Annotated in this window: 27 protein-coding genes and 3 tRNA genes; 17 read left to right on the forward strand and 13 right to left on the reverse strand. The window is 53.5% G+C overall.

The window, feature by feature from the left end; translation table 11 throughout:
* Positions 1 to 12: 12 nt before the first annotated feature.
* The 3 genes from rpl12p to GAH_RS05365 are packed head-to-tail and all read right to left on the reverse strand — an operon-like array spanning position 13 to position 2,018.
* Entirely contained in the window at positions 13 to 333 is a 321-nt protein-coding gene (rpl12p, locus tag GAH_RS05355) for a 50S ribosomal protein P1 (RefSeq protein ID WP_048095161.1), read from the reverse strand.
* 19 nt (positions 334 to 352) lie between these two features.
* Positions 353 to 1,369 carry a 50S ribosomal protein L10 gene (locus tag GAH_RS05360; RefSeq protein ID WP_048095163.1) on the reverse strand — a complete coding sequence of 339 codons (1,017 nt, stop codon included), beginning with the start codon at positions 1,367 to 1,369 and terminating at the stop codon, positions 353 to 355.
* Between the two features lies 1 nt (position 1,370).
* The gene (locus GAH_RS05365) at positions 1,371 to 2,018 is read right to left on the reverse strand and encodes a 50S ribosomal protein L1 (protein ID WP_048095165.1); all 648 of its coding nucleotides are present in this window, start codon (positions 2,016 to 2,018) and stop codon (positions 1,371 to 1,373) included.
* 400 nt (positions 2,019 to 2,418) lie between these two features.
* Here GAH_RS05365 and speD point away from each other — a divergent pair, with 400 nt between their 5' ends.
* The 5 genes from speD to GAH_RS05390 all read left to right on the forward strand — a co-directional run bounded on the left by speD (position 2,419) and on the right by GAH_RS05390 (position 5,818).
* Positions 2,419 to 2,757, forward strand: coding sequence for an adenosylmethionine decarboxylase (gene speD, locus GAH_RS05370; RefSeq protein ID WP_048096769.1), 339 nt, complete (start codon positions 2,419 to 2,421; stop codon positions 2,755 to 2,757).
* Between the two features lie 4 nt (positions 2,758 to 2,761).
* Positions 2,762 to 3,787, forward strand: coding sequence for a bis-aminopropyl spermidine synthase family protein (locus tag GAH_RS05375; RefSeq protein ID WP_048095167.1), 1,026 nt, complete (start codon positions 2,762 to 2,764; stop codon positions 3,785 to 3,787).
* Positions 3,788 to 3,853: 66 nt separating this feature from the next.
* Positions 3,854 to 5,023 (forward strand): magnesium transporter, encoded by a 1,170-nt coding sequence (locus GAH_RS05380; protein ID WP_052747772.1) that lies wholly within the window; start codon positions 3,854 to 3,856, stop codon positions 5,021 to 5,023.
* A 185-nt stretch (positions 5,024 to 5,208) separates the two neighbouring features.
* Complete coding sequence (locus GAH_RS05385; protein ID WP_048095169.1) at positions 5,209 to 5,445, forward strand: ribbon-helix-helix domain-containing protein; 237 nt, start codon at positions 5,209 to 5,211, stop codon at positions 5,443 to 5,445.
* Positions 5,429 to 5,818 (forward strand): type II toxin-antitoxin system VapC family toxin, encoded by a 390-nt coding sequence (locus GAH_RS05390; protein ID WP_048095170.1) that lies wholly within the window; start codon positions 5,429 to 5,431, stop codon positions 5,816 to 5,818. The genes GAH_RS05385 and GAH_RS05390 overlap by 17 nt, the downstream gene beginning before the upstream one ends.
* 159 nt (positions 5,819 to 5,977) lie before the next feature.
* On the opposite strand, the gene GAH_RS05395 is transcribed toward GAH_RS05390, so the two are convergent.
* A tRNA-Ala gene (locus GAH_RS05395) sits at positions 5,978 to 6,051 on the reverse strand.
* Between the two features lie 120 nt (positions 6,052 to 6,171).
* Between GAH_RS05395 and GAH_RS05400 the strand changes: the two genes are divergently transcribed.
* Genes GAH_RS05400 through GAH_RS10340 form a run of 4 tightly spaced genes read left to right on the forward strand, consistent with a single transcriptional unit; the run spans position 6,172 to position 9,362 of the window.
* Positions 6,172 to 6,555: a thrombospondin type 3 repeat-containing protein gene (locus GAH_RS05400; protein WP_048095172.1), complete on the forward strand. Its 384-nt coding sequence runs from the start codon at positions 6,172 to 6,174 to the stop codon at positions 6,553 to 6,555.
* Positions 6,556 to 6,589: 34 nt separating this feature from the next.
* Complete coding sequence (locus tag GAH_RS05405; RefSeq protein WP_048095174.1) at positions 6,590 to 6,994, forward strand: cytochrome c-type biogenesis protein CcmH; 405 nt, start codon at positions 6,590 to 6,592, stop codon at positions 6,992 to 6,994.
* An 11-nt stretch (positions 6,995 to 7,005) separates the two neighbouring features.
* Positions 7,006 to 8,955 (forward strand): heme lyase CcmF/NrfE family subunit, encoded by a 1,950-nt coding sequence (locus tag GAH_RS05410; RefSeq protein ID WP_048095176.1) that lies wholly within the window; start codon positions 7,006 to 7,008, stop codon positions 8,953 to 8,955.
* Positions 8,952 to 9,362 (forward strand): cytochrome c-type biogenesis protein, encoded by a 411-nt coding sequence (locus GAH_RS10340; RefSeq protein ID WP_052747773.1) that lies wholly within the window; start codon positions 8,952 to 8,954, stop codon positions 9,360 to 9,362. The genes GAH_RS05410 and GAH_RS10340 overlap by 4 nt, the downstream gene beginning before the upstream one ends.
* Here the strand turns inward: GAH_RS10340 and GAH_RS05420 are convergent.
* From GAH_RS05420 to GAH_RS05430, 3 genes are all read right to left on the reverse strand, one after another.
* On the reverse strand, positions 9,359 to 10,006 hold the full coding sequence (locus tag GAH_RS05420) for a M48 family metalloprotease (protein WP_156967401.1): 648 nt from the start codon (positions 10,004 to 10,006) through the stop codon (positions 9,359 to 9,361). The two genes, GAH_RS10340 and GAH_RS05420, sit on opposite strands and share 4 nt — an antisense overlap.
* Positions 10,003 to 10,356: a BlaI/MecI/CopY family transcriptional regulator gene (locus GAH_RS05425; protein WP_048095180.1), complete on the reverse strand. Its 354-nt coding sequence runs from the start codon at positions 10,354 to 10,356 to the stop codon at positions 10,003 to 10,005. The genes GAH_RS05420 and GAH_RS05425 overlap by 4 nt, the downstream gene beginning before the upstream one ends.
* An 88-nt stretch (positions 10,357 to 10,444) precedes the next feature.
* A tRNA-Asn gene (locus GAH_RS05430) sits at positions 10,445 to 10,517 on the reverse strand.
* A 78-nt stretch (positions 10,518 to 10,595) separates the two neighbouring features.
* Here GAH_RS05430 and endA point away from each other — a divergent pair.
* The 5 genes from endA (at position 10,596) to GAH_RS05455 (ending at position 13,359) form a co-directional block, all read left to right on the forward strand.
* The gene (gene endA, locus GAH_RS10345) at positions 10,596 to 11,498 is read left to right on the forward strand and encodes a tRNA-intron lyase (RefSeq protein WP_052747774.1); all 903 of its coding nucleotides are present in this window, start codon (positions 10,596 to 10,598) and stop codon (positions 11,496 to 11,498) included.
* A 42-nt stretch (positions 11,499 to 11,540) separates the two neighbouring features.
* Positions 11,541 to 11,613, forward strand: a tRNA-Val gene (locus GAH_RS05440).
* A 208-nt stretch (positions 11,614 to 11,821) separates the two neighbouring features.
* Complete coding sequence (locus tag GAH_RS05445; protein ID WP_052747775.1) at positions 11,822 to 12,160, forward strand: DUF4405 domain-containing protein; 339 nt, start codon at positions 11,822 to 11,824, stop codon at positions 12,158 to 12,160.
* Positions 12,161 to 12,164: 4 nt separating this feature from the next.
* The gene (locus tag GAH_RS05450; RefSeq protein WP_048095182.1) at positions 12,165 to 12,857 is read left to right on the forward strand and encodes a DUF2202 domain-containing protein; all 693 of its coding nucleotides are present in this window, start codon (positions 12,165 to 12,167) and stop codon (positions 12,855 to 12,857) included.
* Between the two features lie 55 nt (positions 12,858 to 12,912).
* Entirely contained in the window at positions 12,913 to 13,359 is a 447-nt protein-coding gene (locus GAH_RS05455; protein ID WP_048095184.1) for an adenylyltransferase/cytidyltransferase family protein, read from the forward strand.
* On the opposite strand, the gene GAH_RS05460 is transcribed toward GAH_RS05455, so the two are convergent.
* Genes GAH_RS05460 through GAH_RS05475 form a run of 4 tightly spaced genes read right to left on the reverse strand, consistent with a single transcriptional unit; the run spans position 13,316 to position 16,658 of the window.
* Positions 13,316 to 13,540 (reverse strand): KEOPS complex subunit Pcc1, encoded by a 225-nt coding sequence (locus tag GAH_RS05460; RefSeq protein WP_048095187.1) that lies wholly within the window; start codon positions 13,538 to 13,540, stop codon positions 13,316 to 13,318. The genes GAH_RS05455 and GAH_RS05460 overlap by 44 nt on opposite strands.
* On the reverse strand, positions 13,513 to 14,820 hold the full coding sequence (locus GAH_RS05465; protein ID WP_048095189.1) for a single-stranded-DNA-specific exonuclease RecJ: 1,308 nt from the start codon (positions 14,818 to 14,820) through the stop codon (positions 13,513 to 13,515). Before GAH_RS05465 ends, GAH_RS05460 begins: the two co-directional genes overlap by 28 nt.
* Positions 14,821 to 14,861: 41 nt before the next feature.
* On the reverse strand, positions 14,862 to 15,863 hold the full coding sequence (gene mer / locus GAH_RS05470; protein ID WP_048095190.1) for a 5,10-methylenetetrahydromethanopterin reductase: 1,002 nt from the start codon (positions 15,861 to 15,863) through the stop codon (positions 14,862 to 14,864).
* A 51-nt stretch (positions 15,864 to 15,914) separates the two neighbouring features.
* A complete protein-coding gene (locus GAH_RS05475) occupies positions 15,915 to 16,658 on the reverse strand; it encodes a DUF6834 family protein (protein ID WP_048095192.1) in 744 nt (247 codons plus the stop codon).
* A 105-nt stretch (positions 16,659 to 16,763) separates the two neighbouring features.
* Here GAH_RS05475 and pheT point away from each other — a divergent pair, with 105 nt between their 5' ends.
* The 3 genes from pheT to GAH_RS05485 all read left to right on the forward strand — a co-directional run bounded on the left by pheT (position 16,764) and on the right by GAH_RS05485 (position 19,844).
* Entirely contained in the window at positions 16,764 to 18,407 is a 1,644-nt protein-coding gene (gene pheT, locus GAH_RS05480; protein WP_048095194.1) for a phenylalanine--tRNA ligase subunit beta, read from the forward strand.
* Between the two features lie 143 nt (positions 18,408 to 18,550).
* The gene (locus GAH_RS10700; RefSeq protein ID WP_156967402.1) at positions 18,551 to 18,751 is read left to right on the forward strand and encodes a hypothetical protein; all 201 of its coding nucleotides are present in this window, start codon (positions 18,551 to 18,553) and stop codon (positions 18,749 to 18,751) included.
* The gene (locus GAH_RS05485) at positions 18,714 to 19,844 is read left to right on the forward strand and encodes a radical SAM/SPASM domain-containing protein (protein WP_048095195.1); all 1,131 of its coding nucleotides are present in this window, start codon (positions 18,714 to 18,716) and stop codon (positions 19,842 to 19,844) included. Before GAH_RS10700 ends, GAH_RS05485 begins: the two co-directional genes overlap by 38 nt.
* Here GAH_RS05485 and GAH_RS05490 read toward each other — a convergent pair.
* Both GAH_RS05490 and GAH_RS05495 read right to left on the reverse strand, forming a co-directional pair.
* Complete coding sequence (locus GAH_RS05490) at positions 19,825 to 21,225, reverse strand: dihydrolipoyl dehydrogenase (protein ID WP_048095197.1); 1,401 nt, start codon at positions 21,223 to 21,225, stop codon at positions 19,825 to 19,827. The two genes, GAH_RS05485 and GAH_RS05490, sit on opposite strands and share 20 nt — an antisense overlap.
* A gap of 87 nt (positions 21,226 to 21,312) precedes the next feature.
* Positions 21,313 to 23,013 carry an AMP-binding protein gene (locus GAH_RS05495; protein WP_048095199.1) on the reverse strand — a complete coding sequence of 567 codons (1,701 nt, stop codon included), beginning with the start codon at positions 23,011 to 23,013 and terminating at the stop codon, positions 21,313 to 21,315.
* Between the last annotated feature and the right edge of the window lie 62 nt (positions 23,014 to 23,075).

Genomic DNA, 23,075 nt, shown 5'->3' on the forward strand with positions numbered 1-23,075 from the left:
TAAAAAAGGAGTTCAGCCGAAGAGGGCACCAAGTCCCTCGAGTGCCTCTTCTTCCTTCTGCTCCTCTTCCTCTTCCTTGGCTTCCTCTGCCTTCTCCTCTGCAGCTCCAGCCTCTGCAGGAGCGGCAGCTGCAGCAGGAGCCGCAACAGCTGGAGCGAAGGCGGCCTTGCTTATTGCCTCGTCGATGTCCACGCCCTCAAGCGCAGCCACGAGGGCCTTGACCCTCGCCTCGTTTACCTCGATTCCAGCAGCCTCAAGCACAGCCTTGACGTTCTCCTCGGTTATCTCCTTTCCCGCTGAGTGCAACAACAACGCAGCATACACATACTCCATTTTCCATCACCCCGTTAATCTAACCAAACAACGCTCCCAATCCTTCGAGAGCGGACTCCTCCTTCTCTTCTTCCTCCTCTTCCTCTTTCTCCTCTTCAGCCTTCTCTTCCACCTTCTCCTCAGCCGCAGCAGTCTGAGCGGCTGGCCTCGAGCTGAGCAACTCCCTCAGCTCGTCGTCGAGGGCATCGTCGCTGAGCAGTGATGCAAGGGAGAGCATCTCCGAGTGGGCCTTGGCGAGAATGTCCGGCATGGCCTCTGGCTCGTAAATGACGGCGTTGATTGCAAGGTTCTTCGCGTCCATGAACGCCTTCTGGATGAGTATCTCTGCCGTCTCCTCAGTAACGTACGCGGCGTTGACCGCCAGGTTGAGTGCCTTCTTAGCAGCCTCAACGAAGTCCTCGAAGACCTTGACCTCGTCAATTGCCAGATCCGAGGGTGTGAATATGATTCCGTTCTCGAAGACGGCCTTTGTCTCGAGCCCTATCTTTATGGGCTTGATCTCGAGGAGGTTAAGTGCTCTCGCGACCTCTGGCTTCACAACCTCTCCGGCCTTTACCACCGTCACGGTGCTCTTTACAACGATCTTGCCCTTCTCAATTGCGGCCGGAATTCCACCAGCCTGAATCTCACCGAGTATCGGGCCGGGCGGGAAGTTCGTCGGGCCCGCCTCAACAACAACATCAACAGGTGAAACCTGATTGGGCTTGAGCGGAGACGGAACCTTCGTCTCCTCAAGCTTCTTGTAGAGCTTGAACGGGTTGAGCTTGGTCGCGACAATCGCAACCTGATCGTCAATGTAGTCCTCGAGCCTCTTGTAGTCGCCGCCGAGCGACTCGAGCGCGAGCCTTAGGAGTGAGTTCTTCACGACCCTGATGAGGACCTCTCCCCTCATGTCCCTCCTGATGCTCTGGAACTGGGAGGAGGGTACGCCCCTGAATCCGACGATGCCCACCACGGGATACTCCCTGAAAATCCTCTTGATCTCCTCAACGGTTTCGACCTTCCACTGTGGAACCTTACCCCTGACCGCTGACATTTCAGATCACCCTCACTGCAGGACCCATGGTGGTTTTAACATACACCGACTTAACAACCTGCTGGGCGTTATCGTACTTGTTCTCAACAACCTTCAGAATCTCCATGGCGTTGTCCGCGAGGTCTGAGGGCTCCATGTCTCTCGTACCAATGGGCGCGTGGAACGTGAGCTTGTCCCTCGTCCTTATTCTGACAGAGTTCCTGAGCCTCTGAATGAACGGCGTTGGATCGGCACCGGGAGGAATCGGCTGGGGCATCTTGCCCCTCGGTCCGAGAACGGGACCGAGCTTCTTACCGATCTCCGGCATCAGAGGTGCCTCGGCTATGAAGAAGTCCATCCTGTTGGCGAGCTTCCTCGCCTCCCTCTTGTTCTTGGCGAGGTCGTCTATCTCCTCAGGAGAGATGACCACGTCGGCATTTGCCTCCTTGGCCTTCAGAGCCGTCTCTCCTCTCGCAAACACACCGATCTTCCTTGGCTTTCCGAGACCTTTCGGCAGAAGCACGACCTGATCAATTCTGTTCTCCGGCTTCTTCATGTCCAGATTCCTTAGGTTGACCGCTATCTCAACGCTCTCCCTGAACTTCCTCGGCTTGGCTCCGTTAATCGCCTCTGCAATCTTCTCTTCCAGTACACTCTTCTCTACCAGCATTTCATCACCCCGTAGTGCTACGGCAAACGCCTCCTACGGGCGCAGCCTGCAGAGTATGAAGCTTGAGTTTAAAAGAGGATTTAAAATTTTTTCTGCCGGGGTCTCCATAATTATACCATTACAGGAATATTAAATTTGATAAAGTCTGCTGCAAAACTACACAGAATTTGCGGAATTGTTCGAAAATGGCCTGAGATTTCCGGAATAAACTCAAAGAAAACGATAATTTCCGTTTCATTTCAGAAATAAAGTGACGATTTCAATACGTTCTGCGAAAACTTTAAAAATCACAAGGTATTACCAGAAATTCAGTCCCAAAACAGGTATTAAGCTGATTTAATATTGCGATTTCAATCCTGAGAGGTGGAAAAAATGCCAGAAAACAGATCAGGTGATGAAGATGATTGTAGGAAAGCATATCATAGCGGAACTGTATGGAGTTCCAAAGGAGTTGATTTCCTATGAGAAGGATGTGAGGGAGATTGTAGAGAGCGTGGTCAGAGAGGCAGAGCTTACGAAGGTGAGTTCTCACTACAAGCAGTTTGAGCCTTACGGCGTGACGGGGGTTGTTCTGATAGCCGAGAGCCACATCTCCCTGCACACATGGCCAGAGTACGGGCTGGTGAACCTCGACATCTTCACCTGCGGAGATACGAGGAAGACCGACAAAGCCTTTGAGCTGTTTTTGGAGAAGTTCAAGCCCGAGTCGTACAGGCATTACGTCCTTGACAGGGGTTAGAAGCATGATGCGGAGAATCAGGAACCAGATATTTCAGACCCTTTCTTCCGGGCCGGTTTCGGTTTACAGGCTCATAGACAGTCAGGATGCGAGCCTTCCCGAGTTCTTCGAGCTGATTGAGGAGCTTGAAAGGGAAGGCCTCATCAAGGTGGAGGACGGAAAGGTCTCCCTCACGGAGGAGGGCAGGAAGTACATCTCCGAACTCGGTGCAGTCAACATAGACGTGAGGTGCAAGAGCTGCGACGGCACGGGCTATTCGATAGCCAAGGACTTCGAGGAGATCCTTCAGAAGTACAAGGAGATCGCCAAGGACAGGCCCGAGACGTCTGAGGTCTTCGATCAGGGGTTCATAAGCCCGGAGGGAGTGATCAAGAGGGTTGAGTTCATATACGAGAGGGGAGACCTGCTCAACGCCGAGATGTTTGTGGTTGGTGACGACGATCTTCTGAGCATAGCGTCGGCCCTCACTGAGATGCCCAAGAGGATAAGCGTGATTGATGCCGACGAGAGACTCATTGACTTCATCAACAGGGTCGCAGACGAGTATTCCCTTCCAGTGACGGCTGAGGTGTGCGACGTTCAGGATGAGCTCCCGGAAAAGTTTAAGGGGAAGTTCGACCTCTTCGTAACCGACCCTGTTGAGACGCTGCCGGGACTCAGGCTCTTCCTCAGCAGGGGCGTCTCCGCTTTAAAGGGAGAGGGCTGCGCTGGTTACTTCGGCATAACAACCCTCGAAGCCTCAAGGAAGAAGTGGTACGAGATCCAGAAGATGATCCTCGACATGGGCTTCGTGATAACCGATCTGAGGAGGAAGTTCAACGTCTATCCAGAGGACGAGAAGAACTTCTTCAGGTTCCAAGAGAAGCTCCCGGTGGTCAAGAAGTTCGGGGCGAAGATAGACTACAACTTCTACACATCCACGCTCTACAGGATCGAGGCGGTCAGGAAGCCTGAGCCTGTTGTGAAGGGCAGAATGGTGATCAACGAGGCCGTCTACAAGGACGAGGAGAGCTGGGCAACGCCCTACTGACCCTTTTCTGTTTTTGGAAAACTATATTTATTCCCTCCCCCAGAGTCCCCTCCCGAGGGGATATGTGTGGATCAGGCCGGGGAGGGTACGTTCAGGAGCGCACTGAAGAACGCTTGGAAGATTACCCTCCCAGCCCTCCTGATTAGCCTCGGATTCAACTTCGTCTCCGGAACTTTTCTTGGAAAGTACTTCGACAAGCTCATGATCTCCTATCCCGTCCTTCTCGTCGTCCTTCCCGGCCTCATGGGGCTTAGAGGAAACATATTCGGCTCCCTCGCCTCCAGATTCACCACCGCACTGTACCTCGGTGAGATTCAGGCCAGCCTGAGGGAAAGGAGGGTTGGAGAGAACATATACCTGAGCGTCGTCCTCTCGGTTCTCCCCATATTCCTGCTCTGGATCGTCGGAACTCTGAAAACCGGGCACATACACATGGCGTTCTTCGCCCTCCTAATCCTCTTCGCCTCGACCGTCTTCGTGAGCCTGCTGCTCGGGTACTCGACGGCGATAATAACGATCGTCCCGTTCAGGAGGGGGCTCGACCCGGACTCAATAGCATCTCCCCTGATAACGTCGATGGCAGACCTCCTGACAATCCCGATACTGATTTTCTTCATCCTAATGTACGAGTACCACGAGATGTCATTCTACGCCCTCTTTCTGCTCTCTCTCTTAATCATACTGTCAATGTCGATGCACTACAGGATAGAGAGGAGGACGTTCTTCGAGGTCTCCGGAATCCTGCTCGTCCTGTCCGCCATAAGCTCAATTTCCGGTGGAGTTCTGCAGAGCTACAGCGAGGTCATTCACGAGTCCGCGATAGTCAGCGTCATCTATCCAGCACTCCTCGGGAGTCTCGGGAATTACGGCGGGGTTGTGGCAGCAAAAACCTCTACGCGGTTGCACTTGGGGTACTTCGAGGGCTTCTTCGACGAGTCAGTGGTGAAGGAGATCCTCGCATTAATAACCACGGGGTTTGTTGTGTCTGGCGTGATCTATAGCGGCGGGTACCTTATATCCGAGCTCGTCCTCTCGAGAAAGGTTGTCTTTTATCCCTATTTTGTCCCGATGTACATCCTGATAATGTCCTTCGTCATGCTCGTCTCCGCGGTGTTCGTCCACATCTTCCACAGGTTCGGCCTCGACCCGGACAACGTCTCAATTCCGACTATAACGACCATCGCAGATTTGATAGGAACGGTCTTTGCGGTTGTTATTGCTGGGATGATGGTTTGAAGTTTGAGTTGAGAGGCTCAAGCGATTATTTTTGGAGATTTGCTTAAATGGTAAAAGTTCAGTTGCGTGGGAGAAAAGTTCTCCTAATTGGTGTTTTTAATGGGTGTGTAATTCAAGTGTTACTTGCAAGGGGTTAGGGTGTTTTGGTCGACAATTAAATATACTATTGTATAGCAGTAACAGATATGGCAGCTGAAAAAAGAAGGCTGGTAATTCCAGTCTCACTTCCGGAAGGTCTGGTTAAGGAACTTGATGAGCTCGTAAGAAAGAAGGTGTTTTCTTCAAGATCTGAAGCTCTCAGATACGGCGCAAGACTCGTGGTTCTCCTTGAAAAGGGAGTCCATGCTGAGGCTGAGGATTACGCATACGAGATGATCAAGGAGAGGCTTGAAAGGAGAGTCAGGGATGTATCTGGACACTGATGTCATCCTGTCTCAGATAAAGGAAAAGGACTGGCTCAAAGATATCGTGAAAAGGAAACTGGAATCAATAAATGAGGAGTTTGTTACCTCGGCAATTACAATCGTGGAGTGTCAGATTGTGCTCATCAGAGAATTCGGAAGAGATGAGGCGGTGAAGGTTCCTGAGAGGATTGAGGAGCTTGGCGTGAAAATTCTTCCCTTAAGCAAAGAGGTTCTTGAGATTTCATCTAACCTGCTTAAAAGATACTCAAAGCTGAATATCTTCGATTCGATACATCTGGCTCATGTAATTCATGAAAAGGAGAGAATACTTTCAACCGACAGACTGTTCGATGAAGTTGAGGGTATTGTCAGGATTGACCCACTAAAATGATACTGTTGTCTCCTTAAAATATGTCAAGTTTTTGATGCGAAATTCAGAGTTTCAACAAGATATTTATTAGAATACATCCTCAACCTGTCAGATTTTGTCGAGCGGAAGTTTCTGGAGTTCCTGTCTTACGTCCAGCACCCTTTAGCGGCTCAAATCAAATGGACCGGTGGGGATTTGAACCCCAGGCCTCCGCCATGCCAAGGCGGCGCTCTCCCAGACTGAGCTACCGGCCCGCTGATTAACGGCTAACCCAAAGTGTTTATAAGGATTGTCCTTTGAGCATGCTGTTCGCATTCTCCATGATTTAACAGCGTTGAAAAGGTTTATAAACATATTTTACATTTGTTGTAAATATGGTGCAGAGCTTGCTGAAAGCCACGGTCTTCGCGATGCTTGCCATCTCACTGCTCATCCAGCCTTCTCTTGCGAGACCTGAGTACATGAAGGAGTTTAAAGAATATCCGGACGAAATCAAGAGGTGCACGCTCTGCCACGTTCAGAGTTCCGGATATGGGGGGTTGAACCCCTTTGGAAGGGATTTTGCAGCTGAGGGTGGGCTCACGGAAAAACTCCTTGAGATGGACAGCGATGGTGATGGGTACAGCAACGGTGCTGAACTGAGTTCTGGCTCCCTACCCGGGAATCCGGAGCGTGTGGACGGGAAAGAAGCACCGGGCTTTGTGCTGATTCTCTCTGCGGTGGTTCTGGTGACTGTGGCTTTTGTCAGGAGGTCTTGAGTGTGTTTCTTGCTAATTGCATGGAGGTGATGGGATGAGGAGTTTGCTGGTGCTTGTGTTGATCGTTTTCGCGCTTGTTAGTGCAGCAAACGCGCAGTTCAGCACGAAAGAGGTTGAGGAGAAGGTCTACTGCCCCTGTGGCTGTGGCGAAGTCCTCGCAGACTGCCAGTGTGAAGATGCTGTCAAGGAGAGGGCAAAAATCAGCAGGATGATGGCTGAGAGTAAGACACCGGAGGAGATCGTCGAGGAGTACGCACGTCTGTACGGGAGTTCTGCTGTTGTCAGACAGGTTGAGTCAGTGGAGGAGGACAGCAGGCAGGTCAGCATGCTCCCCCTGTATCTCCTTGGAATCGCTGCTACTGCCGCAGTCGCCTACGGCTTCGGCAGAAGCGGACGAGGGGGAAAGGGGAGAGACGGAGAGAGTTGGGACTTTAAGTGAGGTGAGCTCCCGTGAACGCTGGGTATGTGTCAATTCTTCTCGCGCTCGCGGCATCTCTTGCCTCGCTGTGGGGACTCTACTCGGGAGTCAGGAACCGGGATGCCGCGATGCTGAGGTTCGGTGAAAGGGCAATTTACGCCACGATCCTGTTCGTCACCCTCGCGTCCGCAATTCTGACCTACTACTTCCTTACCGACAGCTTCTGGGTGGAGTACGTCGCCTCCTACTCCAGCAGAAACCTCCCGGACTTCTACAAGCTCACGGCCTTCTGGGCAGGTTCGGACGGCTCCCTGCTCCTCTGGACACTGATACTGGCGGGATACATTTACGCGTACCTTAAACTCGAGAGGAAAGACCTCCTCTCCGCGTACACATTGCTGGCTGCGATGTCCGTTATGACCTTCTTTCTCTTCCTGCTCTCCACCGTGTCCAACCCGTTTGAGGAGCTCGGGTTCGTGCCTGCAGACGGAATAGGGCTGAATCCCCTGCTCCAAACCCCGGAGATGGTCGTTCACCCTCCGACCCTCTTCTTGGGGTATGCCGGATCGGCCATCGTCTTCGCCCTCGCGATATCGGGCGTTCTGCTCGCCGACGACAGGTGGGTCTTCAGGGCGAGGAAGTGGATAGTCTTCACGTGGATCTGGCTGACTCAGGGGATATTCTGGGGGGCGATATGGGCGTACAGGGTTCTCGGATGGGGCGGTTACTGGGCGTGGGATCCTGTTGAGAACTCCTCACTCCTTCCGTGGCTCACTCTCTCGGCACTCATGCACAGCGTGATGATTCAGGAGGCGAGGAGGGGTATGAAGCTGTGGAACATACTGCTGGCGTTCATAACGTTCGAGTTCGTCATCCTCGGCACGTTCATAACGAGGAGCGGCGTAATAAGCAGCGTTCACGCCTTTGGACAGAGCAATCTGACGCTCCCGTTTATGGCGATGCTGGTTGGCGTTCCAGCCCTGACGCTCTGGATCATCTACGAGAGGAGGGGCTACATAAAAAGCGAGGATGTCATCGAGTCGGTGGCCTCCAAGGAGGCGACGTTCCTGTTCAACAACCTGATACTCGTCACTTCAGCCCTCACGGTCTTCTGGGGAACGATATTTCCTCTGATAAGCGAGGGAGTTGCAGGGTACAAGGTTACGATAGGCCCGCCGTTCTACAATCAGGTCATCACTCCCCTCGACCTGCTGCTCGTGGTGCTTCTCGGGTTCTGCATAGCGTTTCCGTGGAGGAGGGCGAGAGGTGAGGATCTGGTCAGGAGGCTCAGATTCCCAGCCGCCGCATTCGCTATCGGACTGATCACGTCGCTTGCTCTCCAGCTCAGAGTAGAGATGGCGGTCTCCCTTTCAATCTTCCTCTTCTCGCTCACGACCCACATCCAGCAGTATGTGTGGGACACATCAAGGTTCAGGGAGGAGTACGGTAACCTGAGCAGCATCAAGGTGATACTGAGGAGAAGGAGGAGGTACGGCGGCTACACGGCACATCTCGGCCTGCTGATTGTCTTCATCGGGGTTGCAGGCGGTGTCTACACCCAGACGTTTGAGAATGTTCACATGAGCGTCGGGGAGCAGAAGACGTTTGGGGATTACACGCTCGTCTACAGGGGCCTGCAGTTCGAGGAGAGCGACCTGAAGGTGGTGTGGTATGCCAACGTGGAGATTTGGAAGGGTGGCGAGTTCTTGGGAGTGCTCAGGCCAGCGATCGAGAAGTACAAGACCGGCAGCGGTGAGGAGATCAGGAGGGTGGATATTTACACGGAGTTTCCGGAGGATCTTTATCTGATATTCAACGGTGCAAGCGAGAACTCGGCACTGTTCGAGGTCAAGATTGAGCCAACCGTCAACCTGATATGGCTCGGGTGCTGGATTCTGACCGCGGGAGGGCTGTTCGCCCTCATTCCGAGGAGGCTCGTCAGCGACTTTGTTTTTAAAGCAGAGGGTGGTGTGAGGGCATGAGGCTCTTTCTCATCCTCATCGCCCTCCTGCTTTTAGAGGCAGGAATCACATCCGCTCTGCAGGTTAGCGATGTGGAGAAGGACGTGCTTTGCTCCTGTGGTTGCGGAAAGGTGCTGGAGAACTGCGACTGCGCGACGTCGGAGGTGATGAGGGAGGAAATAAGGGGAATGATCGAGCAGGGCATGAGCAAGGAGCAGATCGTGGCCGAGCTGCAGTCGATGTATGGGAAGGAGATACTCGCGAACCCTCCGAAGGAGGGGGTCTTTGCTGGCCTCTGGTACTACCCAGTGGTCGTGATGGGTGCCGGGCTGGTTGTGGTGTATCTGATCCTGAGAAGAAGGAACGCCAGCTGGTATGCCGACCCGGATGAGGTGATAAATGAGGAGGACATCGAGCTGGAGCACTAACCGTAGAACTCCTCTATCTTTTTCTTTGCCCTCTCAAGGGCATTCTTTCCAGCGATGCGCTCCGCGTACCTGTCGGCCATGAGCTCAATCCTGTCCTGCGAGAGTGGAAGGAATGTGAGGTACTTCAGCCTGCTGACGAGCGGGGTTCTGTTCTCGAGAACGTGAAACTTCTCGTGTGTCAGGACGGCAAACAGCTCATCTTCTTCGAGCAGGTCCAGCATTCCTGCAGAGACAAAAACCTCTCTGCCGAGGGTGAACGCCTTGGGTATGGATGTATTGAGCACGTACACTCTCTCGAGCCCCGCGAGCCTTTCGAGTTCCTCATCTCTCTCGAACCCGTAGTTCCTCTTGAGGTACCTCTTGAAAGCATAGGGGAAGGTTACGAGCGTTAGGAGCGCGACTGTCGCGTACGCGAGGTAGGCTCTGATGAAGAGACCCATGCTGCAGGACATGGAGAGTGCGAGTATCGGTGCGTTGATCAGGGCGAGCACGTTCGCGAACCAGTAGAATCTGAGCTTCTCCAGACTGTTCCTGACGAGGAGGTACCCACCCAGAGACACGAGTGTGCCCGAGAAGACGAGAAGAGATGGAAAAAATAGGGGAGAATCCCGGATGCATGCGAGTGCGCACTCAAAAGCGTTCACTTCTTTGCCCCCTTCTTGTGGAAGTACTCTATCACCAGCTCACCGAAGTTCTCAACGAGCCTGTCGAGAACGTTTTCGACGAACCTCCTCGTGACCTCCTCTCTCGTCATCTTGGGGTAGTAGACGAACTTTCTGCGCCCGTCCACCCTTTCCTGCTTTCTTTCGACCAGTCCGTTTTTGACGAGCCTGTCGAGAGTTGCGGCGACACTCGAAAGCGAGGCATTTATGTCCTCGGATATGAGGGACACGTGAGACGGCCCCTTCTCCCAAAGAAAGCTCATAATTTTCTCCTCAAGCGGGGAGAGTGGAGAGATTCTCCCGTCGAATTCAACCCTCTCGGTTTTGACCATAAAAAGGTTTACATTTGTTGTTATAAAAACTTTGCTTGATAGGCTCTTTCAAATTTTAGAATCCCCATTTCCGAGAAAGTCCGGAGAGCGCCGCCGGCAGGATTCGAACCTGCGACCACCGGATTAACAGTCCGGCGCTCTACCAGCTAAGCTACGGCGGCTCTATTGGACACACCAAGGTATTGAATTTAAAGTTTATCCTCGGCACATTTAAATTCTTTCCAGATGACATGGGAGCGATGAAGGGTCAGCTCAGTGGAGACAGGGTAACAGTGGACTTCTCACAGAGGCTGATCACAAGGAGGTTCGGAAGGAGAGAAGGGGACAGGGTCGTCCTCCTCCCGGAAGAGGCAGCATACCTCGTCCACAAGGGCACGCTCGAGGTTTATGACGGCAAGAAGGCCGTTGACTTCAACGACCTCTTCTCCCTCTGCGACCCGGTGAGGTACTTCGTCTATGCTGACTTGAGAGACAGGGGTGTCAGGGCAGACTTCGGGGATATGGGCGAGTACCTGCCTGTAAGCGAGGACGATGTTTTCGAGACCTCAGACCTCCTTCGGCGCGCGGGAAAAAAGCTGGCCGTTGTCGACAGCGAGGCAGAGGTAACGTACTTCCTGCTTGAAAGATTTGACGGCACGGGGAACCACAGCGAAGAGCTCAGGGAGTTTGAGGCGAGGTTTGCAAACGGGTTCTTTGTGACAGACTACCTCGAGCTGCACAGAAAGTACTTTTACGGGGTTCAGAAGGGGAATCGAGTAGTTCTGTCGATCTTCGAGGCGCTTTACCTGATGGAAGAGGGCTTTCTCTCCTCCAGCGTGGATGAGGAGAAAGTCCTGAGCTTCGGAAGGCAGAACGTACTAAACTTCGAGAGGAGGTACGCGGTATACAAAGATCTAAGGGAGAGGAGGTTCATGGTGAAGACAGGCTTCAAATTTGGCAGCGATTTCAGGGTCTACGAGTACGTGAGGAGCGTTTCCGAGCTCAGGCACTCAAAGTACTTGGTAAAGCTGAGAGAGGCCGTTTCGATGATGGAGCTGGCATGCGATGTCAGGCTGAGCAGTGCGGTCAACAAAACAGTCCTCTACCCCGTCTTCCGGGATGGCAGGCCAGAGTACCTTGCGGTTAGAAGGGTTAAGATGTGATTACCAAAATTTTTATTAATCTAAGCATTCTGCGAGATTAAGGGGTCCGTGGTCTAGTGGTTATGACGTCGCCTTGACGAGGCGAAGGTCCCCGGTTCGAATCCGGGCGGACCCACTCCCGATTTTGGGAGATTGGGTCTCTTCTTCTTTCAGCTCTAAAGAGGTCTGGCAGGCCTTCTGTTTCTGGAGATTTCTGAGGTGCTTGGAGGCCTGGTTTGGTGTGCTTGTCTATCTACTTGCGGCAGTTCTTCTCTTGTCAACACAACGCAACGTTTTTATACACGTGTAAGTGAAATATTACACGTGTAGGATGGTGATGAAAAATGTCGAGAAGATCCCTCCGGGCCGCAGTGGACGTGCTGCTTGTGATAGGATTCGTGGTGATACTGGTTACCGGAATCGGGCTGTACTTCGCCCCGTCAGGAAGGATTGCTAAAGAAACCGGGTGGACGTGGATGGGAATGGACAAGGAAACTCTCGAGGAGGTGCACACGTACTTCGGCTTCTCCATGGTGGCAGTCGGTCTGGTACATCTTTTCCTTAACTATAGGGCAATGTACTACCTGCTGAAACACACCGTAAGTGTTAAGAGAAATCTTGCAAAGATCAGCGTTGCGGTGGCGCTCATGTGGTCGGCGGGATCGTTTACGTTACGGGGGTGATGGTATGAGGAAAGTCTTGCTTGCGGCCATGCTTCTCGTGGTCGCGGCATTTGCCGGATGCGCTCAGGAAGAGCAGCCTGCCACTCTCACTCCCCAGCCGGGGACAAGTGGGGGATATGTGGACAAAGGTGGTGACGTCAGCACCCAGCTGGTGGATCAGGTTAACCAGCTTCCGGTGCAGCAGCTGAGCGTGGAGGAGAGGAGCGGAATCCTCTACATGAGGGAGGAGGAGAAGCTCGCGAGGGACGTGTATCAGGCCCTGTACGACAAGTGGGGCCTGAGGATATTCGAGAACATTGCCCGGAGTGAGCAGACGCACATGGACGCGGTTAAGGCGCTCATTGACAAGTACGGGCTCGAGGATCCCGCGAAGGACGGATACGGGGAGTTCACGAACCCTGAATTTCAGAAGCTATACGACGAGCTTGTGAGGACCGGCGAGAAGTCCGAGGTGGATGCGCTGAAGGTGGGAGCGCTCATTGAGGAGATAGACATCGTGGACCTGAAGGAGAGGCTGTCCCAGACGGACAACGAGGACGTAAAGCTCCTCTACGAGAATCTGATGAAGGGCTCGAGGAACCACCTGAGGGCGTTCGTATCCAACCTCGAGAAGTATGGGGAAGAGTATGAGCCCCACTACCTGAGCAAGGAGGAGTTCGAGCAGATAATCAGCACGCCCATGGAGACCGGGCACTGATTCTCTATTTTTTAACCCCACAACAGTTATAATCCATCCCATTCCACCAGCCGTGATGAAAAAAGTGGTGGCCACCGGCACGTTCGACATAATCCACCCGGGACACATCAGGTATCTCGAGGAGGCGAAGAAGCTTGGTGACTACCTGATCGTGATAGTGGCGAGGGAGAGAAACGTCAGGCACAAGCCCAAACCCGTTATCCCGGAGGAGCAGAGGCTCAGGGTTGTGAGGGCGCTGAAGCCTGTGGACGAGGCGATTCTCGGCGATGACGAGGACATGTTCAGACCGATCGAGAGGATAAGGCCTGATGTCATCGCTCTCGGCCACGACCAGCACTTTGACGAGGAGTGGCTGAGGGGTGAGCTTAGGAGGCGCGGAATTGAAGCGGAGGTCGTGAGAATTGAGACCAAGGAGGAGTGCGAGCTCTGCAGCTCAGCAAGGATAGTTGAGAGGATACTCACCCTCGCTCCAGAGCGTCTAAAGCAGATGAGGCGGACTTGATGTTCATGAAGAAGTCCTCGACTGCGTTCATCAGCGCCCCTATTTTGTGAGTCCTCACCTCAACTACCAGCTTTCCGTTTTCGATTCTCGATCTCGCCCAGTCGAGGTCGTCCGGCTTCAGGGCTCTTGCTATGATCTCCGAGTCCTTTCCGTCTATCTCCAGCCTAACTGTGTACAGCAAAGTCTGTCCACCTCCTTCACGAATTCATCGACCACGTCCGCGCTTATGTTCGCTCCAGCTGCCACAACGTGCCCTCCACCCCTTCCACCGACCTTCTCCGCGGCTATCCTCATAACCTCCGCCAGATCGACCCTCTCTGCAAGCTTCTGGTTGGAGCGGGCGGAGACCTTCACCCTCCCGTCCTTCTTTATGTTTATCGCCACAAAGGGCCTGTCGGCGAAGAGGTAGCGGGAAAACACCGAGGCGATGGGGCCGGTTGATGAGCCCTCCTCCATGATCAGGTACCTTATGCATTCCCCTTCCTTGACCTCATGCCTCCTCCTTTCGATCTCCTCGTGTATCTCCACGGTGAACTTCCTCCAGAGCTCATGTCCCTTCTCTAAATAGCTTTCATCTCTCATGCATATCCCGAAGCCGATTGACTGGGAGGCTTTCCTGCCGGTCGCATTCACGATCTCGCTCATCATCACCGCATTTCTGACAAGCTCGCTCTTCAGGAAGAACTTCTTTCCGGTGAAGTCCTCGACGACTCCGGGGTAGGAGTTCATGTTCAGAACCCTCAGAACTATGGCGTTCGCGAGCCTCCTCTCCTCCTCCCTTGAGAGCTCGTCAAACTCCCTGTCTCCGTTAATTCTGACCCTCTCCAGAAACTCCTCGAGCTCCTCTTCCTTTGAGTAGAAGTCGAGGTAGGGCTCGAGGCTCAGCCTGAGCACGTCTCTCACACTGCCCGATATCATCCGGAGCCCCTCTTTCTCGTCAATGTGCCCGCTCTCGACCCCTTTCTTTACGATCTCCGCATTCCCCCCGGATATCTTCTGCTTATCGCCAATCATCCCGAGAAGCGCGAGGGACGAGAGGTCTGAGTTGTCTCCAACCTCGTTGGCGAATATAAATGCTGTGCCGCTTGCCGAGAGCTCGTACGAGCCGTCTATTCCGGCCAGATGGGGGTTTATGTGCGCGAACTCCCTTCTCGCCTCTATCCTGCCAACCGGGAAGTGGTGGTCCACAACAATAACGTTGGCATCAATGCTCGAGATCACGTCCGGGTACCCGCTGCCCATGTCGGCGAATATGACAAGCTCGTCCTCAACCTCAACACCGTCATTCAAACCGCTGAGAAATGACAGGTGAAACTGAATTCCCCTTCTGAGGAGAGCGGTGGCGATTATCGCTCCGGATGAGATTCCGTCAACGTCGTAGTGCGTGTAAACCCGGGCAAACTCGTGCTTCTCGAGAATCCTGACTGCTCTCTTTGCCTCCACTCTGAGCATTTCGAACATTGGATTGAGGTCTCAAAAAAGTGTTAAAAAAATTGCCGGGTTTACTCCTTGAAAGCCGGGATAATCTCCTTTCCGATGAGCTGGATTGACTTCTTCTTGTCCGGACCTATTGGCGACCCGGCGACGACCTGCGTGACTCCCGACTTGGAGAGCTCCTTGATCCTCTCGATGACCTCGTCCGGTGAGCCGCTGATTGAGAAGCAGTCGATCATCTCGTCCGTAACAGCCTTGCTCACGCCTGGCCAGTCTCCCTTGGTGAACGCGTTGTTCAGAGCCTCTCTGACCTTGTTGACGTCGTCCATGCTTATTCCGTGCCTCTCGAAGATCACATCTGGAGAGCCGGCGACGATGAATGCGACGACTATCTTCGAGGCGTTCCTCGCCTTGGTCGCGTCCTTGTCAACGCTCATCGATGCGTAGGCGACAACGTCGAACTCGTCCCTGCTCTTTCCTGCCTTGTTCAGTCCAGCGTCAATGTTCTCCTTAGCGGCCTCAAAGTCTCTCGGGTGGGAGGCGTTTATCAGCACTCCGTCTCCGAGCTCAGCAGCGAGCTGGAGCATCTTCGGACCCTGAGCGCCTATGTAGATCGGGATGTTGCCGGCCTTGAAGTCCAGCCTCGCTCCGTTGAACTTGAAGATCTCTCCGTCGTAGCTTACGGACTTCCCTCTGTGGAGAGCCCTTATGATCTCTACAGCCTCCCTCATCCTCCTGAGGGGCTTGGTCCAGCTTATGCCGATCCTGTCGAACGTGACCTTGTCACCTGCTCCGATTCCGAGGACAGCCCTTCCGTTGCTCAGCTCGTTTATCGTGGCTATTGCAGACGCGGTCAGGGCTGGGGAGATGTGGTACGGGTTCGTGACACCGGGGCCGAGCTTTATTTTGCTGGTCTTCAGGGCAAGGATGGTCAGCATCGAGTAAACGTTTCTGTTGTTGTAGTGGTCTGTTATCCACGTGTACTCAAAACCGCTGTCTTCCGCGAGCTTCACGTAGTATTCGAGCTCGTAGTACTTCATGTTTGGAACAAACTCGATTCCGAACTTCATAATCGTCCACTATTAATAAAGTGGTATAATCTTTTCGATTTTTGTCGGCTTTCAGTCCAGATTCTCCACGTGCACCCTCCAGAGCGAGTTGATCTGCGTTGCTATTTTCGGGTTCTTGAACCCCTTGAGCAGCAGGAAGTCCTTGGGGTACCCTATGAACGGGTCTATCGTTTTCTCTTCAGTGTTGACAACCCAGATCTTGAACCCGGCGTTCTTGACCTTCTCTGAATGCCTGGCGAAGAACCTCAGGAAGTGGGTTATCTCCTCCTCGGTCGGCACGACAACCACGTACTCTCCGTCAAACTCCCCAGCCACCCTGACGTGCACGTCTATATCCTCTCCAACGTCGTCTATGGTTGAATAGTAAACGCCGTACCTGTTCCTGCCCTTGCTGTACACCCTTATGAGCCCCTCCTCCACGTCATACCCTGAGAAGAACCTGTCGGTGACCTCCTTCATGATGGGGATCGAGCTCAGAAGCCTTCTTGAGGTTACGAGCTCGTCGTATGCGTCCTCCACCTGCTCCTTGGTGGGCTTGCAGGTGTGAATGTGCCTGAACGTGAGGTCTTCTATCTTCAGCTCTTCAGAGTAGTGAAGGCTGTGGAGTGAGACTGGCTCGTCACACAAACTCTCCACAACCGCCGAAACGACCTCATCAACGTTGCCGACATGTTTGGCCCCAAAGTGCTGGAGCATTGCCCTCAGAGCGGTCCTCCTGATCTCCTCTTCAGTTGTAACCTCCTTGCCCGCGAGCCTCTCCGATACGAGCCTCACGACCTCTCTGACGTCGTCCATCGCATGCCCTTTCTCCCGCAAATTTTTAAATGTTGTCAATTCTTGAGCCGGAAATCAAACCGGACTTTTGTTAAACTTTATATTCTGAAGATTTAAGTCCGAGTGATGCCAGTTGTCACGCTCTACTGGGACGAGCTCGAGAGGATGGTCGGCGAGAGCAGGGAGAGAATCCTTGAGAAACTCCCCATGCTCGGGTGCGACATTGAGAGGGTTGAGGACGATCACGTTGATGTTGAGTTCTTCCCGAACCGCCCCGACCTCTACAGCGTGGAGGGTGTCGCGAGGGCTCTGAAGGGGTTCATGGACATCGAGTTTGGCTACATCGACTATAAGGTTAAGGAGGGCAACTGGAAGATCTACGTTGAAAAAGCCGTTTTGGACGTCAGGCCGAGAATTGTTGGCTGCGTTGTGAGAAACATAAACGTTGATGAGGAGCTCCTCAGGTCAATCATCCAGATTCAGGAGGATCTTCACTGGACGATCGGAAGGAATAGAAGAAAAATGGCCATAGGAATTCACGACCTTGAGAAGGTCAATTTCCCGCTTAGATACACGGCCGTTGACTCCTCATTCTCCTTTGTGCCTCTGGATTTCAAAGAGGAGATGAGCGTTGCCGAAATACTCGAGAAGCACCCAAAGGGTGTGGAGTACGCCCACATCCTCGAGGGTAAGGACAGCTATCCGATGATAATTGACGCGAGGGATGAGGTGATCTCATTCCCGCCGATAATCAACGCCGAGAAGACGAGGGTCAAGGAAGGCACATCCTCTCTCTTCATAGACGTAACCGGGTTTGATGAGAACGTGGACAAGGCGTTGAAGATACTCGCCGCCATGTTTGCCGACAGAGGGGGTGTTGTGGAGGGCGTCGAGGTGATCTACCCTGACAGGACCGAGATCACCCCCGACATGTCTCCCGAGAGGATGGTGGTGAAGAAGAAGGAGATCTTCTCGCTCCTCGGCTTCAGGCTGAGCGACGAGGAGATCAAGCTCGCCCTCGGCAGGATGAGGTACGGCTTCGAGATCGGTCAGGATGAGGTGGAGGTTCTCGTTCCGCCCTACAGGGCCGACATCATGCATCCATGGGATGTGATTGAGGACATAGCGATAGGCTACGGCTACGAGAGGATTCCGGTGAACTACCCGTCAACGCCGGGGATTGGCAGGGAGCATGAGTGGAACTACCTGAGGGATGTGGTAAAGGAGATAATGATCGGTCTGGGATTCACGGAGGTCATAACCTTCACCCTGACGAACGAGAGGGTGATGTACGAGTACATGAACAGGAAAGCTGAGGAGTGGAAGGACTACGTGCCTGTGATGCACCCCCTAACCGAGGAGCACACGATCCTGAGAACCCACATAATGCCCAAGCTCGTTGAGCTACTCAAGTACAACAGGCACGAGGCGATGCCCCAGAGGATCTTCGAGGTTGGCGACGTTGTTGTGGGCATGAAGAACAGGCTCAAGCTCGCGGCATGCATCACGCACTCAAGGGCGAACTTTGCGGAGATAAGGAGCGTGGTTCAGGCGGTTATGCGCGAGCTCGACCTGAAGTGGGAAGTGAAGGAGAGCGATGACGGAGCCTTCGTGAAGGGCAGGAGAGCTGACATAGTGGTGAACGGGAAGAGGGTTGGGGTCTTCGGGGAGCTCCACCCGGAGGTGCTGGAGAGGTTTGAGATCACCATGCCCGTGGTGGGATTCGAGCTCGACCTCTCCGAGCTCTTCGACACCGGCCTCGTGATCTGAGCACGTCGTGTTATCTTTTTTCTCCCAAATGTTAATGCGTGTCAATACTCGCGGTGAAATTCATAAAAAAGGTTTTTATATGATAAAATCCAACTGTGACAGGGTGATGCACATGAGAATCAGGAAGGTGGAGAGGAGGAAGAATGGCATCTGCAAGTGCAGCGTCTCATGCTGAGAGCGAGTACAAGAAGGTCATCTGCTCCGCGTGCGACTTCTACAAGCCCGGAGATACCCTTGAGTGTGCGGCGTTCAAGGTGCTGAAGTACCTCGTTGAGACCGGAAAGCTGACCCTCGAGGAGGTAGATCTTGCGGTATCTCAGGCTTGCAGAAAGAGTTCTGCTTAGGAAGTTTGGAGAGGGGCTCTACGCCTACAACGCATCTACAGACGAGCTCTACGAGTTCGACGATGAGGCCTTCAATTTTTTATTGAGCTGTGACGGCAGCGGGATTGAGGTTGATAACGATCTTCTCGATCTTCTTCTTTCTGAGGGACTTGTTGAGCTGAAAAATGACAGGAAGGAGAACTCTTTTGTGGAGCAGGAGGAGCCGTCGCTGAGGTACATGCTTCTGAGCGTAACCCTAAGGTGCAACCTCAGGTGCCGGCACTGCTACGTGAGGCAGAGGGACGCTTTCATGGACTTTCACACGTTCTCTTCTGCCGTGGATCAGTTCCACGGGATTGGAGGACTGAAGCTGATTGTCTCGGGAGGAGAGCCGCTCCTTCACCCGCACATCTGGGAGTTTCTCGAGCACGCGAGAAAAAGGCCCTTCAGGGTAGTCCTCCTGACAAACGGCTATCTTGTTGACAGGGAGAAGGCCAGCAGGCTTTCGGAGCTCGTAGATGAGGTTCAGGTGAGCCTTGACGGTCTGGAGGGGCACAGAAAGCTGAGGGGGGCTGGATGGGAAAGGGTGGTGAAGAGCATAGAGATGCTCGCTGAGAATCTGGACGTCTCGGTCTCGACGATGGTCACGAGGTACAACCTGCAGGAGTTTGACAGGCTTGAAAAGATACTTGAGGACATTGGGGTGAGGAGGTGGACTGTGGACGTTCCGACAGCGGAAAAGGACATCATTCCATCAATGGATGAGGTTGCGGAGGTCCTCGGCAGGTACGGCTTTGGAGATCTCGGGCACGTGAGCGATGGCAAATTTGCCTGCGGAGCCCACTACTGCGAGGTAAATCCGGATGGGAGTGTTGTTAAGTGCGGGTTCTTCGAGGAGTCTGTGGGGAATGTGGTCTCTGATGGTCTGGGGCGATGCTGGGAGGAGATGAAAAGGAGGTTCATCTGGAGGCTCGAGGAGCTTGCATGCGACTGCGAGTTTCTGGAGGAGTGCAAGGGAGGGTGCAGGTACAGGGCTCTCGTTTACTCGGGCCACCTCTTCGCCTGCGACCCGGTCATGTGCTTTGCCTATGGCGTCAGGTGTTACGGGAAATGAATTTGCGGTACTCCTCGACGCTCATCAGGTTCCCGAACGCCCAGCTCACAACCTCGCTCAGCGCGGGGTGGATGTGGAGTGCGTGGAGTGCCGCGTGATAGCTCGCTCCAATTGCCATGAGCGTCGCAACCTCCTGAACGAGAATGGATGCCGACTTTCCGACTATGTGTGCTCCGAGAATCCTTCCGTCCCTGTGCACGATCACCTTCGCAAACCCGTCGGCATTCATCGCCAGCCCCTTGCCCGTTGACCTGAGCTCCTCGTATCCAATCAGCACGTTGCCCTTCCCGAACCTCTCAACCGCTTCATCTTCTCTCAGCCCGACGCTGCCAACCTCCGGCTGGGTGAAAATAGCATGGGGCATAGCTGAGTAGTCCATCTCTATTCCCGCGTTCCTGAAGGCGTTCTCGTAGGCTATAACCGCTTCTCTGTTGGCCACGTGTCTGAACATGTGCTTTCCGTTGGCATCACCTATTGCGTAAACCCCCTTCACGCTGGTCTCGAGGTGGCTGTTGACCTTGATCCACCCTCTCTCGTCCGTCTCCACCCCTCCTCTCTCCGGCCTCAGGACGTCCGAGTTCGGCTCCCTTCCGACAGCAACGAGAACGACCTCTCCCTCCACCTCGACCTTTCCGCTCTCTCCCTGAGCCACGACCCTCCTGACCTCCCCATCTCTCCGAACCTCCACGACTCTGTGGGAGGTGTAGATCTCCGCGTGCCTTTCAAGCTCTCTCTGCACGACTTCCGACACCTCTGGCTCCTCGTTGCTGAGGATTCTGGGCATCATCTCGACTATCCTGACGTCACACCCTGCCCTTGCGAAGAAGTTTCCGTACTCGACGGCTATGTATCCTCCGCCAATTATCACCATGCTCTCCGGCATCTCCTCGAGCCTGAGGATCGTGTCGCTCGTCAGGTAGCCTGCCTCTCTGAGCCCCTTTATGCCCGGAACCAGCGGCCTCGAACCGGAGCCGATGAATATCCTGTCCGACTTAATTTCTTTGCCTCTAACCTTCAGGGTGTACCTGTCCACGAATTCTGCAACATCCTTGAAGTAGTTGATGTTCTCGCTCCTCCTGAGAGACTCCTCTATCATCCTCGACTCCCTGTCCACTTTCTCCCGCATCCTCCTCATGACCCTCCCGAAGTTCACTCCCCTTACTTTAGCGTCTATGAAGTCCCTCATCTTCTCCAGATCGTAGAGAATCTCTGCTGGAGATATAACGAGCTTGGACGGGATACAGCCTCTCGTGAGGCATATGCCGCCGGCATCGTCCTTGTCAACAACCGCAACCCTCGCCTCGGGGTTCTCTGACAGAATCCTGCCCGCGATGATCATCGCCGAGCCTGTGCCTATGACTATCGCATCATATTCGTTCATGACTTTATTCTTCAAAATTGGGTGGCTATATCAGTTATCCCTAATCTCTGAAAAACAGAAAAAAGATGGTGAAAAAGTTTTGAAGGGTTACTTCCCGACCTCCTTCTCCCTCAGCACCCTCCTCAGTATCTTCCCCACAGCAGATTTGGGCAGCTCATCCACAAACTCTATCAGCCTCGGCACCTTGTAGGCAGCAAGCCTCTCCCTGCAGAACTTCTCGATCTCCTTCTCGTCCACCTTGCCTTTATACTCCTCCTTCAGCACGATGAACGCCTTGACCGTCTCCCCTCTGTACTTGTCAGGGACACCAATCACCGCGCACTCCAGCACAGCAGGATGCTCATACAGAACCTCCTCAACCTCCCTCGGATAGATGTTGTACCCACCCGCAATTATCACATCCTTCTTCCTGTCCACTATGTAGAAGTACCCATCCTCATCCATCTTCGCCATGTCTCCTGTGAGAAGCCACCCGTTCACGAGTGTCTTCTTCGTCTCCTCCTCCATCTTGTAGTACCCCTTCATCACCTGCGGGCCGTAAATTGCAAGCTCTCCCACTTCTCCAACCGGGAGGATCTTGCCCTCCTCGTCTATGACCACAGCATACGTGTTCGGTATCGGCAGTCCGATGCTTCCCTCCCTGTTCTCCCCGTATATCGGATTGACGTGGGTGACGGGAGAGGACTCGCTCAAACCGTAGCCCTCGACGAGCTTTCCGCCCGTTATCCTCTCGAACTCCCTCTTCACCTCGAGCGGGAGAGGGGCTGAGCCTGAGATGCATGCCCTTATGCTCGTCAGATCCTTCTTAGGCGTGTCGGGGTGCGTGTTTATTGCATTAAAGAGTGTTGGGACGCCGAAGAATAGGGTTATGCGGTGCTTCTCGATAGCGTTCAGGATCCTCTTGATGTCTCTCGGGTCTGGAAGCATGACCATCTTTGCTCCCACAGCGATTGGCATGTTCATGCTCGTCGTCATGCCGTAAACGTGGAAGTATGGCAGAATTCCGCTCACAACGTCCTTCTCGCTGAATCCGGGAAGCCACGGGATTATCTGGTAGGTGTTGGCAACGAGGTTGTAGTGGGTGAGCATCGCGGCCTTTGGCAGTCCTGTGGTTCCGCCGGTGTACTGGAACACCGCCACATCCTCCTTCGGGTTGACCTTCTCGGGGCTTGATATCGGCTCGGCCTTCAAAAAGTCGTTCCAGAACAGTATCCCGTCCTCCTCGGGAATCTCGACCTTCTCCTTCTTGAACTTGTACAGGAAGTTCAGGGGGAACGGGAGGTAGTCCTCAATCCTGCATACGATGATCCTGTCTACAAGCCCCTCCTTCTTGAGCTGGTACACCTTCGGAAACGCGTTCTCTACTGCAAAGAATATCCTCGCCTCGCTGTTCTCCGCTATGTGCCTCAATTCTCTTTCAGTGTAGAGCGGGTTGGCCTGAACCACTGTTGCGCCAGTCTTGAGTATTCCGTAGTAGGCTATGACGTAGTGGGGCGTGTTTGGCATGTCTATGACTACCCTCGACCCCTTTCCGACTCCGAGGCTCTTCAGGAATCCCGCCACCCTGTCAGAGAGCTCCTTCAGCTTCCCATACTTCAACCTCTTGCCGAGAAAGTCTATGGCTATCTTGTCCGGCAGCCTTTTTGCAGTCCTGTCGAGAAGCTCGTAGAGCGGGATCTCTGGGATCTCCACGTTCTCTGGTACGCCGTCGTCGTAGTGCTTCGTCCAGAACCTGTTGATCTCCTCTGGCTTTATTTCCGTGATAAGCTTACCCTCAACTCCAAGCATATCCATACTTTAGCATGACGGTTAAAAATTTTTCCATGATTAATCTATAAAAATATCATGAT

It is taken from the genome of Geoglobus ahangari (assembly GCF_001006045.1).
GTDB lineage: Archaea > Halobacteriota > Archaeoglobi > Archaeoglobales > Archaeoglobaceae > Geoglobus > Geoglobus ahangari.